The organism is Psychrobacter sp. C 20.9 (assembly GCF_001921765.1).
GTDB lineage: Bacteria > Pseudomonadota > Gammaproteobacteria > Pseudomonadales > Moraxellaceae > Psychrobacter > Psychrobacter piscatorii_B.
The window spans coordinates 92479-115110 of sequence record NZ_MRYC01000007.1 but is presented as its reverse complement, the minus strand read 5'-3'; the positions used below and the strand labels follow the sequence as shown (position 1 = coordinate 115110).

Sequence of the window (22632 nt, the reverse complement as noted above, 5' to 3'; positions counted from 1 at the left end):
TAACTCGTCTAGGCACTAATTTAGGCACTAATTTTTTGCCACACATTCACTTGTGGGTGCGCAATACGGCGCATATTCGAAGGGCGCCAAAACAACGCCTCACCTGGAGCCAATATAATATATCCCTCTACCGCACACTGCTCTGATAGCCATGCCAAAATATCACGCTGATCAAACTTGCGAAAATACAGCAGCATGTTTTGGCAGATAATCACATTTTGGAGGTGCGACGTGGGTGATTTTTGTTCAATAACATTGTGTAGAGCAAAGCTAACATAAGGTCGTAAAGCTGGCGCTACTTGCCAGTCAACATGAGTACTGATAGACCTGTCTACTTTACTAGAAGCGTCAGTCATACTCAGCTCATTGCCTGCATTCTTGGTGATCAAAGGGTAAACAAACTGCTGACAATTTTGAGGAATTAATGACTGCTGCCGTTTATCATATTGTCCTAATCGCGCGTTTGTAATCGCTTGCTCGCTCACATCTGTTCCCAGTATCACATGATTGGATAACTGCGCTGCTGTCAGACTCATGGCCAGTGACCAAGTCTCGTGCCCACTTGCACAACCAACGCTCCAAATGCGAAAGGGCTTACTCCTGTCATCTGCACACTTGTCTATTGCATATCGTGTGATGAAATCGATAGAAGGTTTATGACGAAAAAAGCGACTCTCATGAATGAGCACTTTGTCTAATAGCTGCTTACGAATCTCATTATTCTTTGGTAATTGATACCAGAGCTGCTGAGTAGTGAGTCCATTTAATGTTGCTGTGTGGTCAATGGCATTGGTCAACCACTGCAGCTGCATATTTGGCAATATAAAGCCAATCTCTTGTTCTATATATCTCTGCCATTGCTGTAAATTAGCACTATCGCCCTGTATCATCTCATCACCCCATACAGGTTCAAATGTATTAGATAGAGCCTTTTCTGCTTGTATATGATTGTTCACGTCGCCTGCTATTATTAATGCTGCACGGTGTCAGAACCTATACAGCATTTTAATTAAAACCTTATACAAAAAGACGTATCAATATCGATTCAATATTCAAGCTAAAAGGTTAGACAATTTCTGATAAGGTTTGTTCAGAGTTAATCATTTCATCATCTAACAATTCATCATCGTTCGATACTTTAAAGCCAGTAACAGATTCTTGTAGTGCGGCAGCCATTTCACTCAACTCACCAATAGAACGTGCTGTGGCCAACGTACCAGATGAGGTTTGTGAAGTAATATCTTGAATGATATTCATAGTATGAGAAATATGGCCAGCAGATTCAGCCTGCTGTAATGCAGCATTTGAGATGTTCTGAATCAAGTCAGCCAACGTGTTAGAAACGCTCTGTACCTCTTCTAGTGCTTCACCAGCATCTTTTGCCAAACGAGCACCACGTACTACTTCAGATGTCGTCGATTCCATCGACATAACCGCTTCGTTGGTATCCGCCTGAATGGTTTTTACCAATGTTTCAATCTGTTTGGTCGCATTCGCTGAACGCTCAGCCAGACGCTGAACCTCATCAGCAACAACTGCAAAGCCTCGACCAGCCTCACCTGCCATCGATGCCTGAATGGCGGCGTTCAATGCCAGAACGTTGGTTTGGTCTGCAATATCGTTAATCAAGCCAACGATATCACCAATCTCTTGAGAAGACTCACCAAGGCGCTTGATACGTTTCGATGTCTCTTGAATCTGATCACGAATAACGTTCATACCTTCAATCGAACGCTGTACAACTTCTGCCCCATTATAGGCAATGGCAACTGAACGCTGAGCAACCGTCGCAGACTCTGACGCATTATTCGAAACTTGGTCAATTGACACGGTCATCTCATTAATAGCGGCTGATACACCAGCAATTTCTTGCGCTTGATGTTCAGAAGCTTCAGCAAGCTCCACAGCGTTCATCTGCGTTTGATCTGAAGACTGTGCAACTCGGTCGGCAGTACTGTTAATAACCAAGACCAATTGACGTAATTGGTCAATTGCGAAGTTGACTGAGTCAGCAATTGCCCCTGTAAAGTCTTCTGACACGGTAGCATTGACCGTCAAATCACCTTCTGCCAAATCCCCTAACTCATCAAGTAGGCGTAGAATAGCGATCTGGTTACGTTCATTTTCTTCTTGAATTTGACGAGCTCGTTCAGACTCTGCTTCTGCTTCTTGACGGCGGCGTAAGGTTTCTTTTTCAATCAGCAAACGCTCCGATCCACCACGTTGCTTAAGCAACTGATACGAGGCAAACATAATACCCAAAGCACCGATAGCAAAGACAAGTGCTGGTAAAACAATTGTTTGATTAAAGTTAGTAAAGTCTTGACTCACCGATAACACCGCGTTAGCCAACCAAACGACACAGACCACACTCAGCAGAATAAAAAATCCTAATAATAGCTTCCACGTATTATTGGTCTCTTTGCCTTCTACAGTTGTGTTGCCTGTACCAGCTACAGGTTTTCTTTTAACATCACTCATCTTGCGTATCCCTTTCAAACAATCGTCAAAGTCTTATCGTGACTGACTTTGACAATCTTGTTGTTATCAAAACAATGATTAGCAAAGCCTGTATAAATACTGACATCCCACTGTATCGTGTCAGCCGCTATTAATCTGTCGTTACCGAATAAATAGATGTTTTATTGTCGATTACTATATCGCAGCATCTGAATACTGCAGATCTTGTGCCAGCAAGCTTGGCATGAAAACGTACCACTCCTGCTCGTCTTTCAAAAACTTACCATGGTTATAAGGTGCAAATGGTGAATTGGAATCAATCGCTTCTGGGCGGTATTGTTCCTGAGTGAACTGTTCGATACCAAGCACTTGATCGACCAGTAGCCCTGAAAAGTTATTATCGTGATCGATCACAATAACTTTGCGCTGGCTTAGCTGTGGCAAGCGGCTTGGCACTTGTAAAAAGCGTGACAAATCCGTCAGAGGTAGTAGTCGTCCGCGAATATTGGCAATACCTAGCATCCAAGGCTTTACTAGAGGTAAGCTAGTATATTCTGGCATGGATAATACCTCTGATACCTGACCCATAGGAGCAACTAAGCGCTGCCCACCAATCTCAAATACCACCCCCTGCCAATCAAACTCTTGACCACCGCGGCGACCACTTTTGCGCGCACGTGCCAAGTCTGCTAGACGCAGAAGCTCAATAAATCCTCTAGAGGCCACAAGTTACTCCATCACTTTACGAATCATATTGACCAATCCATTTTCATCGACTGGTTTATTCATATACTCTTTGGCACCTTGACGCTTACCCCACACTCTATCGGTTTCTTGATTTTTGGTACTAATCATAATGACAGGTATATGAGCGGTGGTTTTACCACGAGTGATTTTTCGTGTAGCCTGAAAACCGTTCATTTCTGGCATGACCACATCCATTAAGATGACATCTGGCAGGTGATCAGCTGCCATCTGACAGCCCTGCTCGCCATTTGATGCTTCTAATACTTGAAAATTATTTTTGGAAAGCATGTCGCGAAATTTCGCCATTTCTGATGGCGAGTCGTCAATGACTAAAACGGTAGCCATAGGATTTTCCTTTATTTTCTAAAATATCTATGAGGATATATTGTTGATAAAACGACTGAAAATAATGCCCAACAACTTATTCGGGATTTATTTTTATGCTAGTCACTTAAATAGTGAGTCATTATTTTTAATCTTAGCAATCACTATATTTGAGTCTATAGAGCTGATTAACGGTACTGGTTAATCGCATCAAAAAGCTCATCTTTACTAAATGGTTTGGTCAAATACTCATCAGATCCGACGATGCGGCCACGGGCTTTATCAAATAAGCCATCTTTAGATGACAACATAATCACGGGTTTATTAGCATAATCAGGGTTATTTTTTATGAGTGCACAAGTCTGATAGCCATCTAAGCGCGGCATCATGATGTCGACAAAAATAATATCTGGGTTGTTATCAACAATTTTTGCTAAGGCATCGAAGCCATCTATAGCGGTTACGACTTCACAACCCGCTTTTTGTAGCAAGGTTTCTGCGGTACGGCGAATGGTTTTTGAATCATCAATCACCATTACTTTTAAACCTTCAAAATTATTTTCCATTATCATTATCCTATGAACGACTATTTATTCGTAACGCTCTCTGTCTATATAAAGCTCTAACAATCATCTTAAGTCATGATATCAGTCAATATGAGACCAATACAAAAGACTGAGACTTCATTAGACCTTTTATGACAGGAATACCTTTTATCAGTGTCTGCCCATCAAACACAGCGTCAACATGAGTTACTATACGCACTTTGCTCGTAATAAGCTCATAAAATTGAGTGCGATTCTTAGCTTTTTAGGCCTAATATTTTACTTCTATAACCATCAAGCAAAGTCGTATTATCTCTTAAAACACTCAAAAGTTTTTGAACTTACTTACTGTCAGTGACAACGTCATTTAAACAACGAGGCAACCAACTTTATGATATTCCTGCATTATATAGAATCAATAACCACATTGCTGAATAATTTTCTTTTGTGATAAAAATGTATCACAGTATTTCGTTATGTTTGTTTTAGCACAGTTATTGATGCTTTTCCAGTCATTAGCGAATTAATGTTCTAACTAATGAGTATCATAAACCGCTGTTCTTATTTAATAAGTCGGCAACCTCATCTATTTTCTTATGACAAACGCTTACGCTACTTAAGATTAGTAAGTATGGCGCAATTGTTCCACCGCGTATCTATTCACTATATAATGAAACGACGACTATAACGGTGACTGCTATGACAGCCTTTAAACATTCCAAAAAAAGCCTCTACTTGCTCAGCGTTTTATTGCTTGCTGCTTGTCAACCCTCACCATCTGAGAATGAATCAGTCGCTCCTGAAAACACGGCAACGGCAGACTCCCCCGTTGTCATTACCAGTGATAGTGTCACGATCACACCAGAACACATACTCAGTATAAAGTCTTCCCGTTATCAGCCAAGTCTAGGGCTGCAAGGTAGCATCGAGCCTATCAAACAAACCAGATTTGTTGCAGTACATCCCGTCAATATAGAAAAAACGTTCGTTAGCGAAGGTCAATGGGTAGAAAAAGGTACGCCTTTACTAGTTGTCAGGCGTTTGGCGGCGGTGAGTGATCCTACCGTAAAATCAGACACATCTACAGAAGCCAACTCTTCTAAAGAAGAGATAGTGACAAGCACTACCAATAATAAGAAACCAGAGAATACACCAAGTATTGACGACAATTCTGACTCTAGCTCTACTAAGGCTTTATCTTTTGATAATGATGCTAATGTAAATAATACTAGCAATGATAAAAAAGAGTCGTCAGCAGCAAACCTTGTCACAGATAATAGTGACAACACCGATAGTAATGGTATAAAAGCTGCTACTAAAAAACCGAACCCACAATATAATTTGGTGACGATAACTGCTAGCTTTTCAGGTCGTGTAGAAAACCTATATGCCACAACTGGTGAAAAAATGGCGGCGCGCACACCCCTATTAGAAATTAGTGACGAGACCAAATTGCACTTTGCGGCGACACTACCCATTCAAGCGGAGCCTCAGCTTTCAGTTGGTCAGACTGTCAATTTTACGACCGAAGGTATCACTGACAAGTTTACAGGTCAGGTCAGTAAGCTTGTGCCTACCAGCCAGCCAAAAAAACTGTTGGTGTATGTTAACGTCATTGACAATGAAGCCAGCCGTGACAAGCTACAACCAGAAATGAAGGTCACGGGGCGAGTCAATTATGGACAAATAGACGTAGGTACTATCGTGCCTAAGCGCGCCTTACATGATGTTGACTTAACAGAGTTACAAAAACCGCCATATATGCCGCTTAAACCGTTGACCGCCAATGTCTGGATTATTGGCCAAGACCAGCGTTTGACACGCCAGCCTATTGAGGTTGTTGAGTATGATCCGACCACGCAACAATATTTGATTGCTGGTGTGAGTAACGATAGTTTAATTTGCTTGGCTGACTTACCTATTGACTCTGAAGGCAAAAAAGTCATCGTGTCATAGCCATTCACGCTGACAGTTACATTTGGTAGAAACATTAACAAAGCCTATCTTGTTTTGTAACAGCATCATTAGGCAATATAGTCGTACTATATATAGCACTATCCGAGTATTTAGGACTATTTTTATCATTACGTATTTTTATCATCATGATAGTTCAGTACTCTAAAACACCTGAAAACTTAGAGGCTCAGAGGTTTAATGGCATAGAATGTAAAAACTATTGATACTTCTATCATAGTTAAGCGACTAGCACACATTAGACCTTTGGCAAATTATAAGAACAATTAGAGGATATCCTATGAGCAAGCAGATTTTATTGATTGAAGATGATCCAGATTTAGCAGAGCTGATCAGTGATTATTTGACCATGAATTACTATGACGTCCATCATGCAGGTTTGGGTCAAGAAGGCCTTGATCTGTTAGATACCAAAGAGCGTGATATCGATTTGGTCGTACTTGATTTGATGCTGCCTGACATGGATGGTATGCAAGTATGTCAAAAAATTCGTGGCAACAAGAATAATATGACCAATAAAGTGCCTATTATTATGCTGACCGCAAAAGGGGATACAACTGATCGCGTGTTAGGTTTGGAGATGGGTGCTGATGACTATATCGCAAAGCCTTTCGAGCCGCGTGAGCTTCTTGCCCGTATCCGTGCGGTTATCCGCCGTCATGAGCAGCCAAACCAAGCAGATAGCCAGTCAGATAGCTTAACCTTTGGTCGTTTGAGTGTGTTCCCTGACAGTCACGAAGTTACTATCGATGATGAACCTGTACGTTTAACGACACATCAGTTCCAATTACTACACTATTTTGCTACCCATTCTGGCAAAGTGCTAAATCGCGAGCAGCTTTGGCAGGCAATGCCAAACGACGACAGCTCAGACAACATCGATCGTGCCATTGATGTGCATATTTCACGTTTGCGTGCTTTGATCGAAGACAACCCACGTCAACCAAAACGCATTATCACGGTGCGCGGTGTTGGTTATCAATTTGCCACTGATCAGGTTTGATCATAAAAGATGGATTAATCGATAGAGAGCATATTAAGCTCAGTCGATATTAGTGTCCAATAACAGAGATTGTTTAATGCAGCAATTGGGTTTTCGTTCCGTATTTGCCAAACTATTTGCCAGCGTTATGCTGGCACTTATTTTATTTGCAGTTGCTATGGTGCTATTGACCCAACTGGTGCATGACAAGGACGCAGGAATCCGATCAGAGATATTGGCCACGCAGATTTTGGGTCAGATTGATCCCTTTCTGCATGAGTTAAATATCTCTATCAGTAAGGACAATCGCCTACAATCACGATTTATGCTAGCTGTTGTCAAAAAAAGCTTCGATATTTTTGATGAGTCACTACAGGCCAAAATGGGCTTGTACGACAGCGAAGGTCGGTTGCTCATGCAAACCGATAATAGCGATTTGCCGCTAGAGCTACCACCTACGCCATCTTTATTTTCACGTGTTTTTCCTTCGTTTGCAGATACATCCCCTACTAAGCAGGCTCAAGTCTATAGCAGCACTGGCTATACTCTGCTATATGAGTCGCGTTTACCTCCTAAAAAGCCCGTGCTTTCTGCAGCGCTGAATCTGTTTACAGGTACGTTGTTGCTGCTCATTATTATGGCAGGTGTTCTGTGGCTGATTGCCCGTACCATGACATGGCGTATCGATCAGTTAAGTCAGCAGATGGCTCAGTTAGGCGACGGGGATTTTACGGTTCGAGTGAACGCGCGTGGTAATGATGAAATTGCCTCATTGGCGCGTGGGTTCAACCAAGCAGCGCAAAAGATTGAGCACCTCGTTGATGCCAACAATTTATTATTGGCGCATGCTTCTCATGAGTTGCGTACGCCTATTACGCGCATTCGCTTGCAGATTGAAATGATGGATATGTTGGCTGGTGCGCTACCATCTGACACCAAAGCCAAGTTTGATAAACGCGCTCATGCCATCACTCGCGATCTATCAGGTCTCAATGATTTGGTCGAAAGTATATTGTTGGTCAGCCGTCTAGACGCAGGTCATGCCTTGCAGCAAATTGAGAACTTGGATTTATACGATTTGGTCAATCAAGAACGTCAGCACTATCCTGAAGCCACGTTGATTGGTGAGCACATCATGATTGATGGTCAATCATCAATGTTGACTCATCTCATTCGCAACCTTTTGACCAATGCCATGCTTCATGGCAAGCCGCCCGTTACCGTGTTACTGTACGGCGTTCAGACTATCGAAGATGCTGGGACTGTTCCTGATTACCTATTGCAGACCGTGCTCTCTAGCAGTTTCACCGATTATAATAGCTTGTTGGATTTTGACTCTCATGAAGAGCCGCTTGATACCAATATAGATGAGCAGGAGTCTGCTTCACCCGAAAATGCCGACTCTACTCTGAGCAATAAAGACAAAATTGATTCAGTCGAGCCAATAGCTGTCTTGCCAGCACCGCCAATCTACAAAAATGGTGAAAATCTAACAGTCGATGAAGATGTAAATGCTGACCTTAACTTTATTAAAAACATCCCAAGTTCTGTAAAACCTAATGCTCATATTGCTAGCACCGATTTAGATAAAGTGATTTGGAAGGCCGTTCCTGATTCTAAAGACACTTTAGACTCTAATAAAGACGCTAAGAAATCCGTACATAATAATCTTATCGAATCTACAGATGGAACAATCGACAATCGGGCGCATGCTCTTGAAAACGATAGCAATAGAAAAACTGACAAAGTAGCAACTGATACAACTATCAGCAAAAATGGCAGCAAAGATAAAGCGAAAAACAGTGCTAAAGCCAACACCCAAAATAATAACGAAGCCGCAGCCACACCGCGTAAAGAAGGCTTATTTGCTAAGCATCTAAAAAAGGCAAAAACTGAGCCGGTGCGCCCACTCCCGAAATACGCGGTGCTAGCGGTGATTGATGAAGGCACAGGTATTCCTGAAGAAAAACGCGAAGAAGTGTTTAGTCCCTTCGTACGGTTACAGCAGAAAAACAAAGGTTCTGGTTTGGGCTTATCTTTGGTTTCACAGATTGTCACCGCGCATCAAGGGCGGATCACTACTGATACGCTAAACGGTCATACTCGCTTTTTAGTCGCCATACCCGTTGAACATGACCCTCATTACAATCAGCATGAGTAGTCAGCTATATTTGAAAACACGTTACTTTGTTGATATTACTCCCACTGATACCCCTCAAACATTCCTTCCTTAATAGCTATTCATCATAAGTCAGTCACGGATGTGCATATCCAAAGTGACTGATAATATGCTATATTACCGCCCCTTATTATACGGTTATTGACTATTGTCGTTTTGATGGGCTTCTTATCTAGTAATAGAAGCATAACAACACACGATGACCATTAAAAAATTTATTGAATTTTGAGCCCTCCATGAATGACATGATTGTCTTAAACGATGTGACCAAAAGGTTTTTAAGCGACCGATCAATCAAAGACAAAGACGGCAAACCACATTGGTTTACTGCTGTTGAGCCGACATCTCTGACTATCAAACAAGGCGAGATTTTTGGTCTAATGGGCTATTCAGGCGCAGGTAAATCTACCTTGTTGCGCTTGATTAACATGCTTGAGCGTCCAGATTCAGGCCAAGTGGTGATAGACGGTACTGACTTGACCACGCTATCTGCCAGTGAACTGCGTATTGCTCGTCATAATATCGGTATGATTTTTCAGCAGTTTAATCTCATGTCTAATCAAACGGTTTTTGACAACGTAGCATTTAATTTAAAAGTGTCAGGCTATCCTAGCCGCGATATTCATAAACGCGTTATGGAATGTCTTGAGATTGTCGATTTAACTGATCGCGCTGGACATTATCCTGCGCAGCTATCCGGTGGGCAAAAGCAACGTGTCGGTATTGCCCGCGCGATTGCCCCGAGTCCAAAAGTATTGCTGGCCGATGAGCCAACCAGTGCGCTTGACCCTGCAACGACTCGCAGTTTGCTGACTTGTTTGCGCGATATCAATGAGCAACTTGGTGTGACCATCGTCATCGTAACCCATGAGATGAGCGTCATTCGCAGACTCTGTGATCGCGCAGCATTATTGCATCAAGGTCAGCTATTAGAAGTGGCCGATGTACGAGATGGTCTGATTCAGGCAACTACCCCGATTGGCAAAGGCTTAGTCGTTGAGGACTAATGAGGCAGGAGAAATAGATATGTTAACTGGTACTGAATTATCCGCCTCTATAGACAAGCTGCTTACCCTACGCAAAGAGATTGTGAGCGCGTTTGTTGATACGTTCGTGATGCTTGGTATTTCAACCACGGTCGCCATCCTTATCGGTGGGCTCTTTGGCGTATTCTTGTTTTTGTCTAGTGACCGACAGTTTTTGCAAAACAAGACACTGTATGGCGTACTTGGCGCCATTACCAACTTTATGCGCGCCTTCCCTTTTGTAATTTTGATGATTGCGATGAGTCCGTTTACCAAAGCTATCGTCGGTACTGGTATCGGTCCTATCGCCGCCTCTCTCGTCCTTGCGATTGCAGGATCGTTTTATTTTGCGCGTTTGGTTGAGCAAAATTTGCGTGAAGTACCGCGCGGTATTATTGAAGCAACTGAATCGATGGGCGCCAGACCTTTTACCATCATCAAAGTACTGCTCAATGAAGCGCGCTCAGGATTGGTACTCTCGGTCACTATTCTTTGTATCAGCTTACTCTCTTACTCAGCAGCGGCTGGTATGATCGGTGGTGGCGGTTTGGGTGATCTAGCCATTCGTTATGGCTATTATCGCTATCAAACTGAGGTAATGATTTTTATCGTGATTGTATTATCAATCATGGTCGTCTCGATTCAAGCCTCTGGTAACTGGCTCGCCAATCGTTTAGACAAACGTTAAACCGCTTTAGAGAATACTTGACATTACGAGCGACTAGGTTTATTTTTGGCAACACTCAACCCTTATCTCAGCGCTTAAACAAGAGCAGCATTACTATTCATAATGTTGCTTTTTTAATGTTCAGACGATAAACGCTTTACTCAATTTTATTCATTATTAAGGACATATTATGAAATTAACAGATATCAGCCGTCAGTTAGCTACCGCATTTGCCGCTGTTGGCGTATCAGGTTTGGTCTTAGTCGGTTGCAACAACTCATCAGCGCCAGAAGCGAACCAAGAGCCAGTAACCGAAGGTGCCACCGCAGAAACGACTGCGAGTACTAGTGACATCGATCCTGAACACACCAAAATTGTTATCGGTACGACTGAAGGTGATTTTGCTGATATGGTTCGTAACCAAGTAAAAGGCACACTTGAAGCTCAGGGTTATGAGGTTGAGTTAGTTGCATTTACTGATTATGTTCGTCCTAACCTTGCCTTGGCAGAAGGCGACTTGGACATCAACATCTTCCAGCACAAGCCATATCTTGATACCTTCAAAAAAGAGAACAACCTTGATCTCGTTGAAGTATTCCAAGTGCCAACTGCCCCGCTTGGCATCTACTCAGGCAAAAAGTCTAGCCTAGATGAAGCATTCAAAGGCATGAGTGTTTCTGCGCCGAATGATCCAAGTAACTTTGCTCGTGCGTTGGTCATGATGGACGATCTTGGCTGGATTAAACTAAAAGACGACATCGACCCACTGACAGCGTCAAAAGCTGACATCGCTGACAACAGCAAATACGATATCGACATCGTTGAGCTAGAAGCGGCTCAATTACCACGCGCGCGTGATGAAGTTGACTTTGCAGTAATCAACGGTAACTATGCAACTGACTCTGGCATCAAGCTGACCGAAGCATTGTTCCAAGAGCCAAGCTTTGCTTATGTGAACTGGTCAGCGATCAAATCTGCTGATACTGGTAAGAAATGGGTTGAAGATGTCACCAACGCCTATAACTCAGAGGCTTTCAAAAAGTACGCCCATGAAACCTTCCCTGGCTACAAGTACCCAAAAATCTGGGGTTCTGACACTAGTGCAAGCATTGATACCGCAGCTAAAACTGACAGTACTGAAACGGTAGAAACAGAAGCCGCTGCTCAGTAAGACACTAAAATCATCAGTGCCCAGTCATACGGGTACCTCAATGATTATCGGCGCTCATCACTTAACCCTGGTGGGCGTTTTTTAATGTCTTCGTTTTGCTGATCTTACCTCTTTTTAAGCTTCCTATCATCCTAACAGGTTATCGAGTTCACGTTACAGCCTGTTTGTCCTTTGTAGGGATGCGTCACACGCTCTTCCACTTTGCTCTAGTTTTTCTTATAGTAAACAGGCTTAGTTGTTAGATTAACTAAACAACTGCCTATATTGGCTAAGTTTTACTACTATTCATTATATTAAAACCTCTGCTTGAAACGATGTTTCATTCAAGACATATAAGACATTATAAATAAAATAAGGATAACAGCATGAGCGCTAAAAATTATAATATTCGTACCGCAGGACAAGCAAATATTCCCGTTTTAGGACTGGGTACTTGGCAATCAACTGGTCAAGACTGCGTAGACGTGGTTAAAAAAGCCCTAGAAATGGGCTACGAGCACATTGATACCGCTCAAGCTTATGGCAACGAAAAAGAAGTGGGTGAAGGTATTAAGCAATCCGGCGTGGCGCGCGATAAATTCTTCTTAACCACCAAAATATTTCCAGATGACATGAAGTTTGAGCCAGAAAAGCTTAAAGCTGCTGCCCAAAAGTCATTAGAAAATTTGGGCGTGGACTATGTCGATCTATTGCTACTACATTGGCCAGATGATCGTGTACCATTATCAGAAACCATTCCTGCCTTGTGTGAGCTGCAAAAGCAAGGGTTGACCCGCCATATCGGTGTGTCTAATTTTAATATTGATCACATCATCGAAGCCAAAAAATATGCGGATGTACCAATCGTTGTGAACCAAGTAGAATTCCATCCGTTTATCAAGCAAGATACCTTGCAGGCATTTTTGAATAACCATCATATTTTGCTAGAAGCTTACTCACCACTGGCACGTGGCGATGTATTTGATAACGATATCATCAAAGAGATTGCAGATAAGCACAACGTCACGCCAGCACAGATTTCATTGGCATGGATCTTATCAGACAAACACCGCGTTGCCATCCCAAAAACGTCTAACCCTGATCACTTACAAGGCAATTTAGACGCCATCAAAGTAGAGTTGAGTGCAGATGAATTAGAAAGAATCGGTAAGCTAGCCAGTTCTGATGGTCGTAAGATTGAGCATCCTGATTATAGCCCTGTATGGGACGACTAATCATTGATTGAATAGTCTCAGCTCAAGAAAAGGCCACCGATAATCGGTGGCCTTTTTTATATATGGTTAATACTTATGATAATTACTGTTGCAGGGTTTCAGTCTCATGAATTCTTTCGGCAGGATTATATTGTTCAGAAGAAGGTACTGCTACCCCATTACGATTGTTTTCTTTCATGGATTTAGCGACTTCTGGTGGCATATAGTTTTCATCATGCTTTGCCAATACTTCACCAGCGACAAAGGTATCCCCTTGCATTTTACCGGTGGCTACGACACCTGAGTTTTCGGCAAATAAGTCTGGCAAAATACCTTGATAAGTCACAGGTACGGTTGATTGAAAGTCAGTAATCGCAAACTCAACATTCAATGGATTGTCTGCTGCACGCTGCACACTACCTGCAACCACCATACCACCAGCACGAATACGCTTGTCTTGAGGCGCCTCACCTTGAGCGATAGCGGTCGCATCAAAATAATAGTCGGTTTGCTGCCCGATAGCATAAATAACCAATATGACTGCTACAGCTGCACCTGCCAGCGTAAACATCACCCACATTAGCTTTTTCCGACGAACTGCATTCATACCTCTACCTCGTTGATGAGTCTCTGTTTTAAATACAATTAGCCCATAAAACAGAAAATATTAAAGAAACGACGATTAGAAAAACGCTTGCAAGAAACATTGTCAAAAAATCTTTCTAATCGTAATCTTCTAATGATCATATGATAGCATTTTTCGGACAAATCAATAAGCCCTATAGCTACTCGCGAGGTCATATTTTTGTCAATAAAAGCATATAGTTTCTTACGCTAAAACCCTGATATTAATATATTTTCTCAGTCAGATTGCTTGGTGATCGGTGTGGATTTTTTGGTCGTGCGCTGTGCCTGACGTGCTTGTTGAATCGTCAGCTGCTTGATAAGCGCTTGTCTTTGTCTGCGACTATAAATAATAAAGGCCAGCATCACACCGATGGTAATCGCCCAACATGACCATACAAAGACCCCATGCTTACCCATGGCGACAAACTCAGATATGCTATAAAAGTAAGGCTGCATAGTAGGTTCCTAGCCGTTATTTGTGTTGAGCACGAATGTATTCTTTGACCCACGCTTTGCCTTGGTCACGATGTAAAATCAGCGTATTGGTACGATAAATCGCCATTGTCGCAACCAGCAAGTAACTGCCAATAATCATGAGCAGCAGCGGCATCCACATGTCTGCTGACATCTTTGGCGCTTCGGTCAGGCTAAAGGTTGCCCCTTGATGCAAGGTGTTCCACCACTCTACTGAGTACTTGATAATCGGTAGATTCACCGCACCAACAATAGATAAAATAGCAGCCGCTTTACCACGATTGGCCGTGTGCTCAAAAGCAGCAAACAGCGCCATCACCCCTGCGTACAGAAACGCTAATATCAGCATTGAAGTAAGACGCGCATCCCATACCCAGTAGGTCCCCCATGTTGGCTTGGCCCAAATAGACCCTGTGAGCAAACTGATCACACAAAGCAAAAACCCCATCGGAGCAAGTGCCTGCGCGACCAGACTGGCCGTCTTAATCTTCCACACCAAATAAATCACCCCCAAGACGGCAAGGGAGAAATAGATAGAGATAGCAAGACTGGCTGCTGGAACATGGATAAAAATAATACGGTAGCTATTGCCCTGCAAATAATCAGGCGGCGCAAAAGCAAGACCCCATACGCTACCAATGAGCAAACAGAGACTGGCTAATATCGCGAGCCACTTGACCCAAGGACTAAAAATCTGAAAGAACTGCTTGGTGCCTACGGTGGTCAAGAAGCCCTGCCAAATGCGCTGCCATAGGCTAGGAGACGAGACGTTATTCAGGTTGGGCATGGGAATAAACCTATTACACAGCTTACTGGTCATGACCGACGTGGCCTACAAAAGCACACTATCAGCTCACCTGCTGGCGTTAAACACTGGATAGAATCTACAAAGAGCTGTTTACGTATTCAATTGACTATTATAGCAAAATTGCCCGTTTTCAACACGATGTTAATACATGGCGTTCAGATAACTGGATTTAGACGACTGGGTTTTTTAATATCTGGCAAATACATTAGTCAATTGAGCCATGACATTTTTAGGGTCAGCGCAATGACCCATGGCATCACTAGGACGGATATAATACTTCCTGCCAGCAATAGCGCCAAGATGGGTAAGCCATTCAGGCCAGTGGCAAATAAATCAACCGCGCCTGTAGCAAAAATTAATACAGGCAGCTGCATTGGCAATGCAATCAATGGTACCAGTACCGCTCCATTTTTTAATGACAGTGTTAAGCTACTGGCGACCGCTGATAGCATCAAAAGCATCGGACTGCCTGTCACGATAGACGCCATCAATATCCACGCTTCAAACCAACTCAGCTGAAATAGCGGCACAGCAAGCAGACTAAGCAATGCCACAATACCACTGCTAAAAATCCAATGAATGACCAGTCTAATCAATACCCATAACGGTAGTGATGCTTTGGCGACGACCAATTGCGCAAGCGTACCGTTATCAAGTGCAGGCTTGAACAAGCCATCAACACCCATCACCAAGGACAGCAATGCAGCAATCCACACGGCTGATACGCCAAGACGCTGCAAAAGCGCAGGCTCACTACCGACCGCTAGTGGAAACAAGGTGATAATCACTAAAAACAGTACCAATGGGTACAACCATTGTACCGCCCCTTGCTGCTTAACTTGCCATTCACGGCGCCACAACTGCATAAACCCAATACTGCGCGGCGTTGTGACAATAACATTTGATTTTTTATTCGCGGTTATGGTTGTGCTCACTTGCATTGGACTGTCTGTCATTATTCATCCTTTTACCGATACTGATGGTACTGATAGCAGTCACATTTAGACCATGTAATCTGACAAATCGAGCATTTGATTGGCGACACCTACTGCCTGATGACTGGTCATGAGTATCGAGCCGCCAGCCTGCGCAAAGTCGCATAACCGTTCTTCCATACGTGCCACCATATCGACATCTAGCGCGGTAAACGGCTCATCAAGTAACCACAGCGGTGTGACAGCTGGCGTCAATAAATACAATCTTGCCAGTGTGATGCGCCGTGTCTGACCAGCGGATAGATGACTCGAGCTGATCGTTTCAAACCCTTGTAGCCCAACCCAAGTGAGTGCATCGTCAATATCGGTAGCGCTAGGCGTGATGCCATATAAATTCAATAAAAATGTCAGGTTTTGTGCCACGGTTAGATTCGGATGGATACCCAACTGATGCGAAACATATAAAGGTTGAATAGGCAAACACGCTTGTCCTTGATAAGTAAACTCTCCTGACAGAATAGGTAATAATCCTGCCAGCTGCATGAGTAACGTGGTCTTTCCGGTTCCATTTGCGCCAATCAGATGACAAATACTACCCGCTGACAAGTGCAGCGTCACCCCTTCACAGAGCGGTATCTCGCCGCGCTGAACCGTCATCTCATCAAGCGTTAGTACAGGCGTATCCAAAACCGTCATCAAAACCTCTGGTTATTTATCAAGCAGCAGTCAATATTCATCACAAACAAAGGTAATGTTCGTGGCATAATACCCTATGCTCACCGCAAACACACAGTATAACAAATTGTCGATTACTCTTACTTCAAAAAGTACGACCTCAAAATATGACTTCAAAACCTATGCAGACTTCACAAGATAGCCAAAATCAAATGCCAGATGCAGAGACTAACAGTGTCAATGTAGACACCAACTTGTCAAAAGCACCATTAACCAGCCGCTTGACGATAGACAGCTTGATTGACGCGCAAGTTGATTTTATGCAGCAGTGGTTGCACAAGCAGGCCGAGCCTTTATCGATGGAAGCTTGGCGCTGGTTTGGTGCTCAGCCCTTAAGCAACTACATCACCTGTGACCATTTACAGCATTTAATGAAAGACTGGCTGTTAAATCAGCCAATGACTGAGGTGATGCGTACAGATATCCGTGATATTTTGCATACCATTATCTATCATCCAGTCAATGACAACGTGCCTTTGTCTGAGCTGGTCGATGACACCCAAGTTCAGACTCTTGCTAACTATATTGGTAGCCATGAGCAGCAGCGTAACGTCCTCATTCATACGCTGGTGGGTAACGAAACCTTTGCCGATCTGTTGACCCAAACGCTCTATCACGCTATCAATGATTTTATGGAGACCACGCTTGATAAAGCGGGCGGCGTTGGTAAACTGATGAAGCTTGGGCGCAGCTCGTTTGAGAAAGCGACCAATAGAAACCTCGATGAAAAATTGCAAACGTATTTGCATCGCAACATCAAAGACTTGACGCGCAAAGCTGAAGCCAATGCACAAGAGCATTTGTCAAATGAAGAAGTGGCGCGTCTAATGGTCATGGGCTGGGATCGTATCAAAGACCAACCAATCAGTGAACTACAAACCTACTTAAGCGATGAGCCTGATAATAGCAGTATCGACCATATCGAAGCGGGTATCCAGCAAAGCTACAACCGCCTGCGACTGTCACCGTATTTGCACAGTTTGGTATCAGCGAGTATTGATACTTGGTATGCCAATCATCAATCCGACACGATAGCTACCATTGCGGCGAGTTTGCATATCAATGAAGAGGCTATGGCGCAATGTAGCAGCGCTCTATTACCTATCGTATACGACGCCATTGAAACGCCTTGGTTAACAGCTCATATTCGTGACATGCTAGAAGCATTCTATGCACAGCCTGCTATCAAAGAAGGTTTGGCTCTCAATCACGATTAATCTATAACTTTTATTTGTTAGCATACTATTATGAGTCAAGCCAATAAACTCAGCTTATGGCAAAAAATCAAACGATTATTGACGGCTTCCGCACCGCAGTCAGTAATCGATGGTATAAGCGAGCCAGCACAGTCATCACTTGCTGACAGCGACATTGATAATTCCACCTCTAAAACTGCGCCCAAAGACGATACTATTCAAAGCAACGAGAAAGCGCAAGCAAATGCGTCTCACCTTAAAACTGACAACCCAAGTTCAGAGACACAAAATCATAGTGACACGCCCATTGTTGACTGTCTAAAGCAATACTTCAATGACAAGCAATGGCACTATACGCACTATCGTCCCAAAACCGGCGACAGCCAGCAATCGCATCATTTATCCCTAAGAATGCGTCATAAAAAAATAGACTGTGGTTATCTGTTTCGTGTTCAGGAAAAAAATAAACTGTTAGCAATCTATGGCATTTTGCCATTTTTGATACCAGAGAGTCATCAGAGCGCTGCCCTACTACTTATCACTCAGATTAACTACGATATGCTCATTGGCAACCTAGAGATGGATGTCAATGATGGGGAAATACGCTACAAAAACGCGATCGATGTCGAAGCGGTCGGTATCGATACTGAAATCATTGAGCACTCACTACAAAGCGTTGTTGCGATGACCACGGTTGCAAGCGAGCTGTTTGGCGATTTGATTAATAATCAGGACCCTGCTGAAGACATGCAGACATTACTGACAGAGCTGCGCCAGCAATCAGATGCACGCACATTCTTTTTACCGACGCAGTTTGTTCAGTAGTGCGCCAGTTTGTTCAGTCATATAGTTTACGCCATAAGGCCGCCCTTAGCGGTCGCTCATCTATCTATTTGCATATCCAAAAAATCATCAATACTAAGCTAGAATTCTTATGCTAAAAATTGCCTACTCTGACGTCTTTCGTTACTCTGTGCCCGAAAAGCACCGCTTCCCTATGCAAAAATACATCTTGATTCCTGAGCGCTTATTGATTGAGGGCACGATCAGTCAAGATAACTTTTTTGCCCCTGCCTGCTTAAGCGAAGAGGAGATTTTGACCACTCATACAGCAGAGTACTGGTATCAGCTCAAAACCCAAACACTACCACGCAAAGCCGCTCGGGCGATTGGGTTTGAGATGACACCGCAGCTGGTGGAGCGCGGTCGTTATATTGCCCATGCAACTTATGAGTGCGCGCTATATGCTCAGCAATATGGGGTGGCCATGAATGTTGCAGGCGGCACCCATCATTCTTTTGCCGATCATGGAGAAGGGTTTTGTGTGTTCAACGATGTCTGTATCGCTAGCAATTTATTATTAAATCGCGGACAAGCGAAGAAAATTTTGATTGTGGATTTGGATGTTCATCAAGGCAATGGCAATGCCAGCATTATGAAGGGCGAGCCACGCGTTTTTGTCTTTAGCATGCATGGCGCCAAGAACTATCCGTTTCGCAAGCAGGTATCAGACCTAGATATTGAATTGGAAAACGATACTGGTGATGACGAGTATTTAGAGATATTAAAAGACACACTGCCACGCCTAATTAGCGAGGTTGCGCCCGATATGATCTTTTATCAATCTGCTGTCGATGTACTCGCTACCGATAAGCTCGGCAAACTTGGACTGACACAAGCAGGTTGTAAGGCGCGTGACGAGTACGTATTGCAGCAAGCAAAAGCTGCCAATATTCCGATTGCCATCGTCATGGGCGGCGGCTATTCAGAAGATATCGAAGATGTGGTCGAGGCGCACTGCAATACCTTTCGCCTCGCCCAGCAGATCTTTTTTGATACCGCAGCGGATTAATGACTGGATAAGTAATAGGTATAAAAGAGCTGATATTAAAAAGCTGGTATAAGAGAGATGGCGAGGATGATATGGCAAAAATACTGATTGTAATTGGCATCGTGTTAGTGGTTGTCGGGGTCATTTGGCTGGTTTTTCCCAATGCCTTTTCGTGGTTCGGCAATCTGCCAGGCGATATCAAACACACCTCAGGTAATACACGGGTTTATTTTCCAGTGGTCACTATGGTAGTTATCAGTGTTATCGCGACCATCGTGTTAAATTTATTCAATCGTTAACCTGAAAAACACTCCCTATAGTCAACTTACTTTAAACCGAGTCAGTGCTACTGGGAGGTTGTTTGTGCCGCATCGAACGATAGCAGCACGCAAGCAAGATTTATACCAGTAGCCCGTAATAGTTGATGGTTTGATTCTGTTTATTACTGACCATACTACAAAAACGCCATCACGCCTTGCCAGCCCACGCGTATTCCAAGCACGACTAGAATCAATAAAATAAGCTGACGAAAACGCGCTTGTGGCAAATAACGACGTAGACGAATTCCGACTAAAAGCGTAACAATAGATATCACACTGAGCAAGGCAATCAGCTGCCACTCACCGCTACTCAATGCCATGATAGGCTCACGCAACACGATAATTTGTGCCACTTTGCCTAAGAAATAACACATGTTACCCACTTTGGCGATGGTGTTTTTATCGTCACTTGCAGAGAGCAGATACATCATCAGGATGGTCGACATCGCATTGGTTGAGCCGCCAATGACGCCTGCACCAAAACCAACGGCTATCAACATGGGCTTCGTATCTGGTAAGCGGATTTGTTTGCCGAGCAAGCTACTCACGACGTAAAAGGCAATCACAGCCGCCAACAACAAAAGGATATAAGCGCTATCGACCCATAGCAGTAGCTTCGCACCTAGAATACTGCCTAGCAAGCTGGTAAGCGCAAGCAGCCAATAGCGTCTGCCATAGTAGATAAAGTTTTGCCAAATGGTGCGCTCACCACCTGCTAGCCAAGTCATGACATTAACCACTAGCGAGGGGAAAATCACCAATACAATGGCATATGGCAATGGGTACATGCTAGCAAGCGCGGTAGTCGTGACGAGCGTCGCGCCAAGTCCGCTAATACCGTGTAGCAGCGATGCCAGCGCAAAAATGAGCGTCAGCACTAGCATCTGAGTGCTATCGTTACCAGCTATATTGGTCATATTGTTTATACCATTTGAGGCTCAGCGCCTATATTTATACCACTAGCTGTTTTGACGTTGAGCGATTGTTTCACCAATAATACTGGCTAACTGCTCAGCGATTTTGTCTTTGCTGGCTTTGTCTAACGTTATCGCATCACGCTCATAGCGCTCAGAGAAAAATACCTGCATGGCATTATCGTCACTAGCAAAACCAATATCTGCCCGTGAGACATCGTTACAGGCAATCATATCTAGCGCTTTTGCGGCGAGCTTACCACGCGCATAACGCTCGACATCCTGTGTTTCTGCGGCAAAACCAACGACAAACAGTTCTGGATGAGCAAGAGAAATTGTCGCTAGAATATCAGGGTTTTTAACCAGACTGAGCGTCATGGCATCTTGTGTTTTTTTGATTTTTTGCGGTGCGGCTTCTTCTGTACGATAATCTGCCACGGCTGCGGTGGCGATAAAGATATCTGCCTTTACGAATTGGTGTTCAGTATAAGCCTGCGGTAGTCCATGCTCATCACCGCAACCACAATCGCTATGATGGTGCTCATGAGTGTGAGAATGATTATGTTCATGTGCGTGTTCATGTGCGTGCTCATGAGAATGGTCATGCTCATCTTCAAGATCCAATTGAAGCTCGCTATGCGTACCATCCACACATTGCTGGGCAGCGATCAGCATATCTTTGGCAGACAGCACATCAATTCGTGTGACATTAAGCGGCGTGGGCAATGCCACTTTACCACCAGCGATTAGGATCACCTCTGCGCCAGCCGCCACACAAGCGCGCGCTAAAGCAAAGCCCATTTTTCCTGAAGAATGATTGGACAAATAGCGCACAGGATCGATTGCTTCTACTGTAGGTCCTGCGGTAATGACCACTCTTTTACTTGCTAATAATTGCGGCGTCGTGTTCATTGCTTTGAACAAGAGTACCTCATCTAATAATTGCTCAGGCTCAGGCAGCCGCCCTGCACCCACGTCACCACACGCTTGCTCACCGCTAGCTGGCTGGATAATCTGATAGTTCATATCACGCAGGGTTTGTACATTCAGATTTACCGCAGGATGCGCCCACATCTGCTGATTCATCGCAGGAGCAATAATAACTGGTGCGGTTGTGGCAAGGCACACTGTGGTCAACAAATCATCAGCCATTCCCATAGCCAGACGTGCGAGCGTATTGGCGGACGCAGGGGCAATGACAAATAAGTCCGCCCATTTAGCCAGCTCAATGTGCCCCATCCCCGCTTCTGCCTGCTCATCGAGTAATGAGACATGCACCTCGTTACCCGTCAACGCTTGCAGAGTCAGCGGTGTGATAAATGCTTGTGCGCCTGTCGTCATAATGACGCGCACATCAAAGCCTGCCTTAATCAACAAGCGGGCAAATATAGCAGATTTATAAGCGGCGATACCGCCGGTAATAGCAAGCACAATATTGGACATAAGCGTGGCATCAATAAAAAAGTGAAAAGATAAAATTGCGCTTATAGTAACAACTATGAGATAAATTGGGTAAAATTTTCCG

General features: G+C 43.7%; 22 protein-coding genes and 1 pseudogene. 11 read left to right on the top strand and 12 right to left on the bottom strand.

All coding sequences use genetic code 11. The features are described from left to right. Positions 1–20: 20 nt before the first annotated feature. The 5 genes and pseudogenes from BTW00_RS06535 to pilG form a co-directional block, all read right to left on the bottom strand. The gene (locus tag BTW00_RS06535; protein ID WP_256714018.1) at positions 21–956 is read right to left on the bottom strand and encodes a protein-glutamate O-methyltransferase CheR; all 936 of its coding nucleotides are present in this window, start codon (positions 954–956) and stop codon (positions 21–23) included. Positions 957–1065: 109 nt separating this feature from the next. Beyond that, positions 1066–2139: pseudogene (locus BTW00_RS06530) on the bottom strand (methyl-accepting chemotaxis protein); the annotation flags it as partial. Between the two features lie 516 nt (positions 2140–2655). Next, positions 2656–3186 carry a chemotaxis protein CheW gene (locus BTW00_RS06525; protein ID WP_058025474.1) on the bottom strand — a complete coding sequence of 177 codons (531 nt, stop codon included), beginning with the start codon at positions 3184–3186 and terminating at the stop codon, positions 2656–2658. A 3-nt stretch (positions 3187–3189) separates the two neighbouring features. Then, on the bottom strand, positions 3190–3552 hold the full coding sequence (locus tag BTW00_RS06520; protein ID WP_058025473.1) for a PleD family two-component system response regulator: 363 nt from the start codon (positions 3550–3552) through the stop codon (positions 3190–3192). A 167-nt stretch (positions 3553–3719) separates the two neighbouring features. After that, positions 3720–4097 carry a twitching motility response regulator PilG gene (gene pilG / locus BTW00_RS06515; RefSeq protein ID WP_057761576.1) on the bottom strand — a complete coding sequence of 126 codons (378 nt, stop codon included), beginning with the start codon at positions 4095–4097 and terminating at the stop codon, positions 3720–3722. Between the two features lie 678 nt (positions 4098–4775). On the opposite strand from pilG, the gene BTW00_RS06510 reads away from it, so the two are divergent. The 7 genes from BTW00_RS06510 to BTW00_RS06480 all read left to right on the top strand — a co-directional run bounded on the left by BTW00_RS06510 (position 4776) and on the right by BTW00_RS06480 (position 13288). Continuing rightward, positions 4776–6032 carry an HlyD family secretion protein gene (locus BTW00_RS06510; protein WP_075106741.1) on the top strand — a complete coding sequence of 419 codons (1257 nt, stop codon included), beginning with the start codon at positions 4776–4778 and terminating at the stop codon, positions 6030–6032. A gap of 298 nt (positions 6033–6330) precedes the next feature. Further along, positions 6331–7053 carry a response regulator transcription factor gene (locus BTW00_RS06505; RefSeq protein WP_058025471.1) on the top strand — a complete coding sequence of 241 codons (723 nt, stop codon included), beginning with the start codon at positions 6331–6333 and terminating at the stop codon, positions 7051–7053. 76 nt (positions 7054–7129) lie between these two features. Next, complete coding sequence (locus BTW00_RS06500) at positions 7130–9193, top strand: sensor histidine kinase (RefSeq protein ID WP_075106740.1); 2064 nt, start codon at positions 7130–7132, stop codon at positions 9191–9193. A 254-nt stretch (positions 9194–9447) separates the two neighbouring features. Continuing rightward, on the top strand, positions 9448–10218 hold the full coding sequence (locus BTW00_RS06495) for a methionine ABC transporter ATP-binding protein (RefSeq protein ID WP_178379262.1): 771 nt from the start codon (positions 9448–9450) through the stop codon (positions 10216–10218). A gap of 19 nt (positions 10219–10237) precedes the next feature. Continuing rightward, positions 10238–10924 carry a methionine ABC transporter permease gene (locus BTW00_RS06490; RefSeq protein WP_075106739.1) on the top strand — a complete coding sequence of 229 codons (687 nt, stop codon included), beginning with the start codon at positions 10238–10240 and terminating at the stop codon, positions 10922–10924. 169 nt (positions 10925–11093) lie between these two features. Further along, entirely contained in the window at positions 11094–12074 is a 981-nt protein-coding gene (locus BTW00_RS06485) for a MetQ/NlpA family ABC transporter substrate-binding protein (RefSeq protein WP_075106738.1), read from the top strand. Positions 12075–12439: 365 nt separating this feature from the next. Beyond that, the gene (locus BTW00_RS06480; RefSeq protein ID WP_075106737.1) at positions 12440–13288 is read left to right on the top strand and encodes an aldo/keto reductase; all 849 of its coding nucleotides are present in this window, start codon (positions 12440–12442) and stop codon (positions 13286–13288) included. An 82-nt stretch (positions 13289–13370) separates the two neighbouring features. On the opposite strand, the gene ccmE is transcribed toward BTW00_RS06480, so the two are convergent. From ccmE to ccmA, 5 genes are all read right to left on the bottom strand, one after another. Next, the gene (gene ccmE, locus BTW00_RS06475; RefSeq protein ID WP_058025465.1) at positions 13371–13874 is read right to left on the bottom strand and encodes a cytochrome c maturation protein CcmE; all 504 of its coding nucleotides are present in this window, start codon (positions 13872–13874) and stop codon (positions 13371–13373) included. Between the two features lie 254 nt (positions 13875–14128). Next, the gene (ccmD, locus tag BTW00_RS06470; protein WP_058025464.1) at positions 14129–14350 is read right to left on the bottom strand and encodes a heme exporter protein CcmD; all 222 of its coding nucleotides are present in this window, start codon (positions 14348–14350) and stop codon (positions 14129–14131) included. 16 nt (positions 14351–14366) lie between these two features. Continuing rightward, the gene (locus BTW00_RS06465; RefSeq protein WP_058025463.1) at positions 14367–15155 is read right to left on the bottom strand and encodes a heme ABC transporter permease; all 789 of its coding nucleotides are present in this window, start codon (positions 15153–15155) and stop codon (positions 14367–14369) included. A 230-nt stretch (positions 15156–15385) separates the two neighbouring features. Then, positions 15386–16042: a heme exporter protein CcmB gene (locus BTW00_RS06460; RefSeq protein ID WP_058025499.1), complete on the bottom strand. Its 657-nt coding sequence runs from the start codon at positions 16040–16042 to the stop codon at positions 15386–15388. Positions 16043–16177: 135 nt separating this feature from the next. Then, the gene (ccmA, locus tag BTW00_RS06455; RefSeq protein ID WP_075106736.1) at positions 16178–16807 is read right to left on the bottom strand and encodes a heme ABC exporter ATP-binding protein CcmA; all 630 of its coding nucleotides are present in this window, start codon (positions 16805–16807) and stop codon (positions 16178–16180) included. A gap of 146 nt (positions 16808–16953) precedes the next feature. Between ccmA and BTW00_RS06450 the strand changes: the two genes are divergently transcribed. The 4 genes from BTW00_RS06450 to BTW00_RS06435 all read left to right on the top strand — a co-directional run bounded on the left by BTW00_RS06450 (position 16954) and on the right by BTW00_RS06435 (position 20172). Next, complete coding sequence (locus tag BTW00_RS06450; RefSeq protein ID WP_075106735.1) at positions 16954–18063, top strand: hypothetical protein; 1110 nt, start codon at positions 16954–16956, stop codon at positions 18061–18063. A gap of 30 nt (positions 18064–18093) precedes the next feature. After that, complete coding sequence (locus tag BTW00_RS06445; RefSeq protein WP_075106734.1) at positions 18094–18867, top strand: YbjN domain-containing protein; 774 nt, start codon at positions 18094–18096, stop codon at positions 18865–18867. Between the two features lie 109 nt (positions 18868–18976). Then, complete coding sequence (locus BTW00_RS06440) at positions 18977–19894, top strand: histone deacetylase (RefSeq protein ID WP_075106733.1); 918 nt, start codon at positions 18977–18979, stop codon at positions 19892–19894. A 71-nt stretch (positions 19895–19965) separates the two neighbouring features. Then, entirely contained in the window at positions 19966–20172 is a 207-nt protein-coding gene (locus tag BTW00_RS06435) for a DUF2905 domain-containing protein (RefSeq protein WP_071002974.1), read from the top strand. Between the two features lie 155 nt (positions 20173–20327). Here BTW00_RS06435 and BTW00_RS06430 read toward each other — a convergent pair whose 3' ends face one another. Continuing rightward, positions 20328–21110, bottom strand: coding sequence for a sulfite exporter TauE/SafE family protein (locus BTW00_RS06430; RefSeq protein WP_075106732.1), 783 nt, complete (start codon positions 21108–21110; stop codon positions 20328–20330). A gap of 42 nt (positions 21111–21152) precedes the next feature. Further along, positions 21153–22550 (bottom strand): bifunctional phosphopantothenoylcysteine decarboxylase/phosphopantothenate--cysteine ligase CoaBC, encoded by a 1398-nt coding sequence (gene coaBC / locus BTW00_RS14295; protein ID WP_075106731.1) that lies wholly within the window; start codon positions 22548–22550, stop codon positions 21153–21155. Between the last annotated feature and the right edge of the window lie 82 nt (positions 22551–22632).

What these genes read in the sequence shown, in the direction of transcription:
- BTW00_RS06520 (WP_058025473.1), bottom strand. Translation starts at nt 3,552, where the DNA reads ATGGCTACCGTTTTAGTCATTGACGACTCGCCATCAGAAATGGCGAAA.
- pilG (WP_057761576.1), bottom strand. Translation starts at nt 4,097, where the DNA reads ATGGAAAATAATTTTGAAGGTTTAAAAGTAATGGTGATTGATGATTCA.
- BTW00_RS06510 (WP_075106741.1), top strand. Translation starts at nt 4,776, where the DNA reads ATGACAGCCTTTAAACATTCCAAAAAAAGCCTCTACTTGCTCAGCGTT.
- BTW00_RS06505 (WP_058025471.1), top strand. Translation starts at nt 6,331, where the DNA reads ATGAGCAAGCAGATTTTATTGATTGAAGATGATCCAGATTTAGCAGAG.
- BTW00_RS06500 (WP_075106740.1), top strand. Translation starts at nt 7,130, where the DNA reads ATGCAGCAATTGGGTTTTCGTTCCGTATTTGCCAAACTATTTGCCAGC.
- BTW00_RS06495 (WP_178379262.1), top strand. Translation starts at nt 9,448, where the DNA reads ATGAATGACATGATTGTCTTAAACGATGTGACCAAAAGGTTTTTAAGC.
- BTW00_RS06490 (WP_075106739.1), top strand. Translation starts at nt 10,238, where the DNA reads ATGTTAACTGGTACTGAATTATCCGCCTCTATAGACAAGCTGCTTACC.
- BTW00_RS06485 (WP_075106738.1), top strand. Translation starts at nt 11,094, where the DNA reads ATGAAATTAACAGATATCAGCCGTCAGTTAGCTACCGCATTTGCCGCT.
- BTW00_RS06480 (WP_075106737.1), top strand. Translation starts at nt 12,440, where the DNA reads ATGAGCGCTAAAAATTATAATATTCGTACCGCAGGACAAGCAAATATT.
- ccmE (WP_058025465.1), bottom strand. Translation starts at nt 13,874, where the DNA reads ATGAATGCAGTTCGTCGGAAAAAGCTAATGTGGGTGATGTTTACGCTG.
- ccmD (WP_058025464.1), bottom strand. Translation starts at nt 14,350, where the DNA reads ATGCAGCCTTACTTTTATAGCATATCTGAGTTTGTCGCCATGGGTAAG.
- BTW00_RS06465 (WP_058025463.1), bottom strand. Translation starts at nt 15,155, where the DNA reads ATGCCCAACCTGAATAACGTCTCGTCTCCTAGCCTATGGCAGCGCATT.
- BTW00_RS06460 (WP_058025499.1), bottom strand. Translation starts at nt 16,042, where the DNA reads ATGCAGTTGTGGCGCCGTGAATGGCAAGTTAAGCAGCAAGGGGCGGTA.
- ccmA (WP_075106736.1), bottom strand. Translation starts at nt 16,807, where the DNA reads ATGACGGTTTTGGATACGCCTGTACTAACGCTTGATGAGATGACGGTT.
- BTW00_RS06450 (WP_075106735.1), top strand. Translation starts at nt 16,954, where the DNA reads ATGACTTCAAAACCTATGCAGACTTCACAAGATAGCCAAAATCAAATG.
- BTW00_RS06445 (WP_075106734.1), top strand. Translation starts at nt 18,094, where the DNA reads ATGAGTCAAGCCAATAAACTCAGCTTATGGCAAAAAATCAAACGATTA.
- BTW00_RS06440 (WP_075106733.1), top strand. Translation starts at nt 18,977, where the DNA reads ATGCTAAAAATTGCCTACTCTGACGTCTTTCGTTACTCTGTGCCCGAA.
- BTW00_RS06435 (WP_071002974.1), top strand. Translation starts at nt 19,966, where the DNA reads ATGGCAAAAATACTGATTGTAATTGGCATCGTGTTAGTGGTTGTCGGG.
- BTW00_RS06430 (WP_075106732.1), bottom strand. Translation starts at nt 21,110, where the DNA reads ATGACCAATATAGCTGGTAACGATAGCACTCAGATGCTAGTGCTGACG.
- coaBC (WP_075106731.1), bottom strand. Translation starts at nt 22,550, where the DNA reads ATGTCCAATATTGTGCTTGCTATTACCGGCGGTATCGCCGCTTATAAA.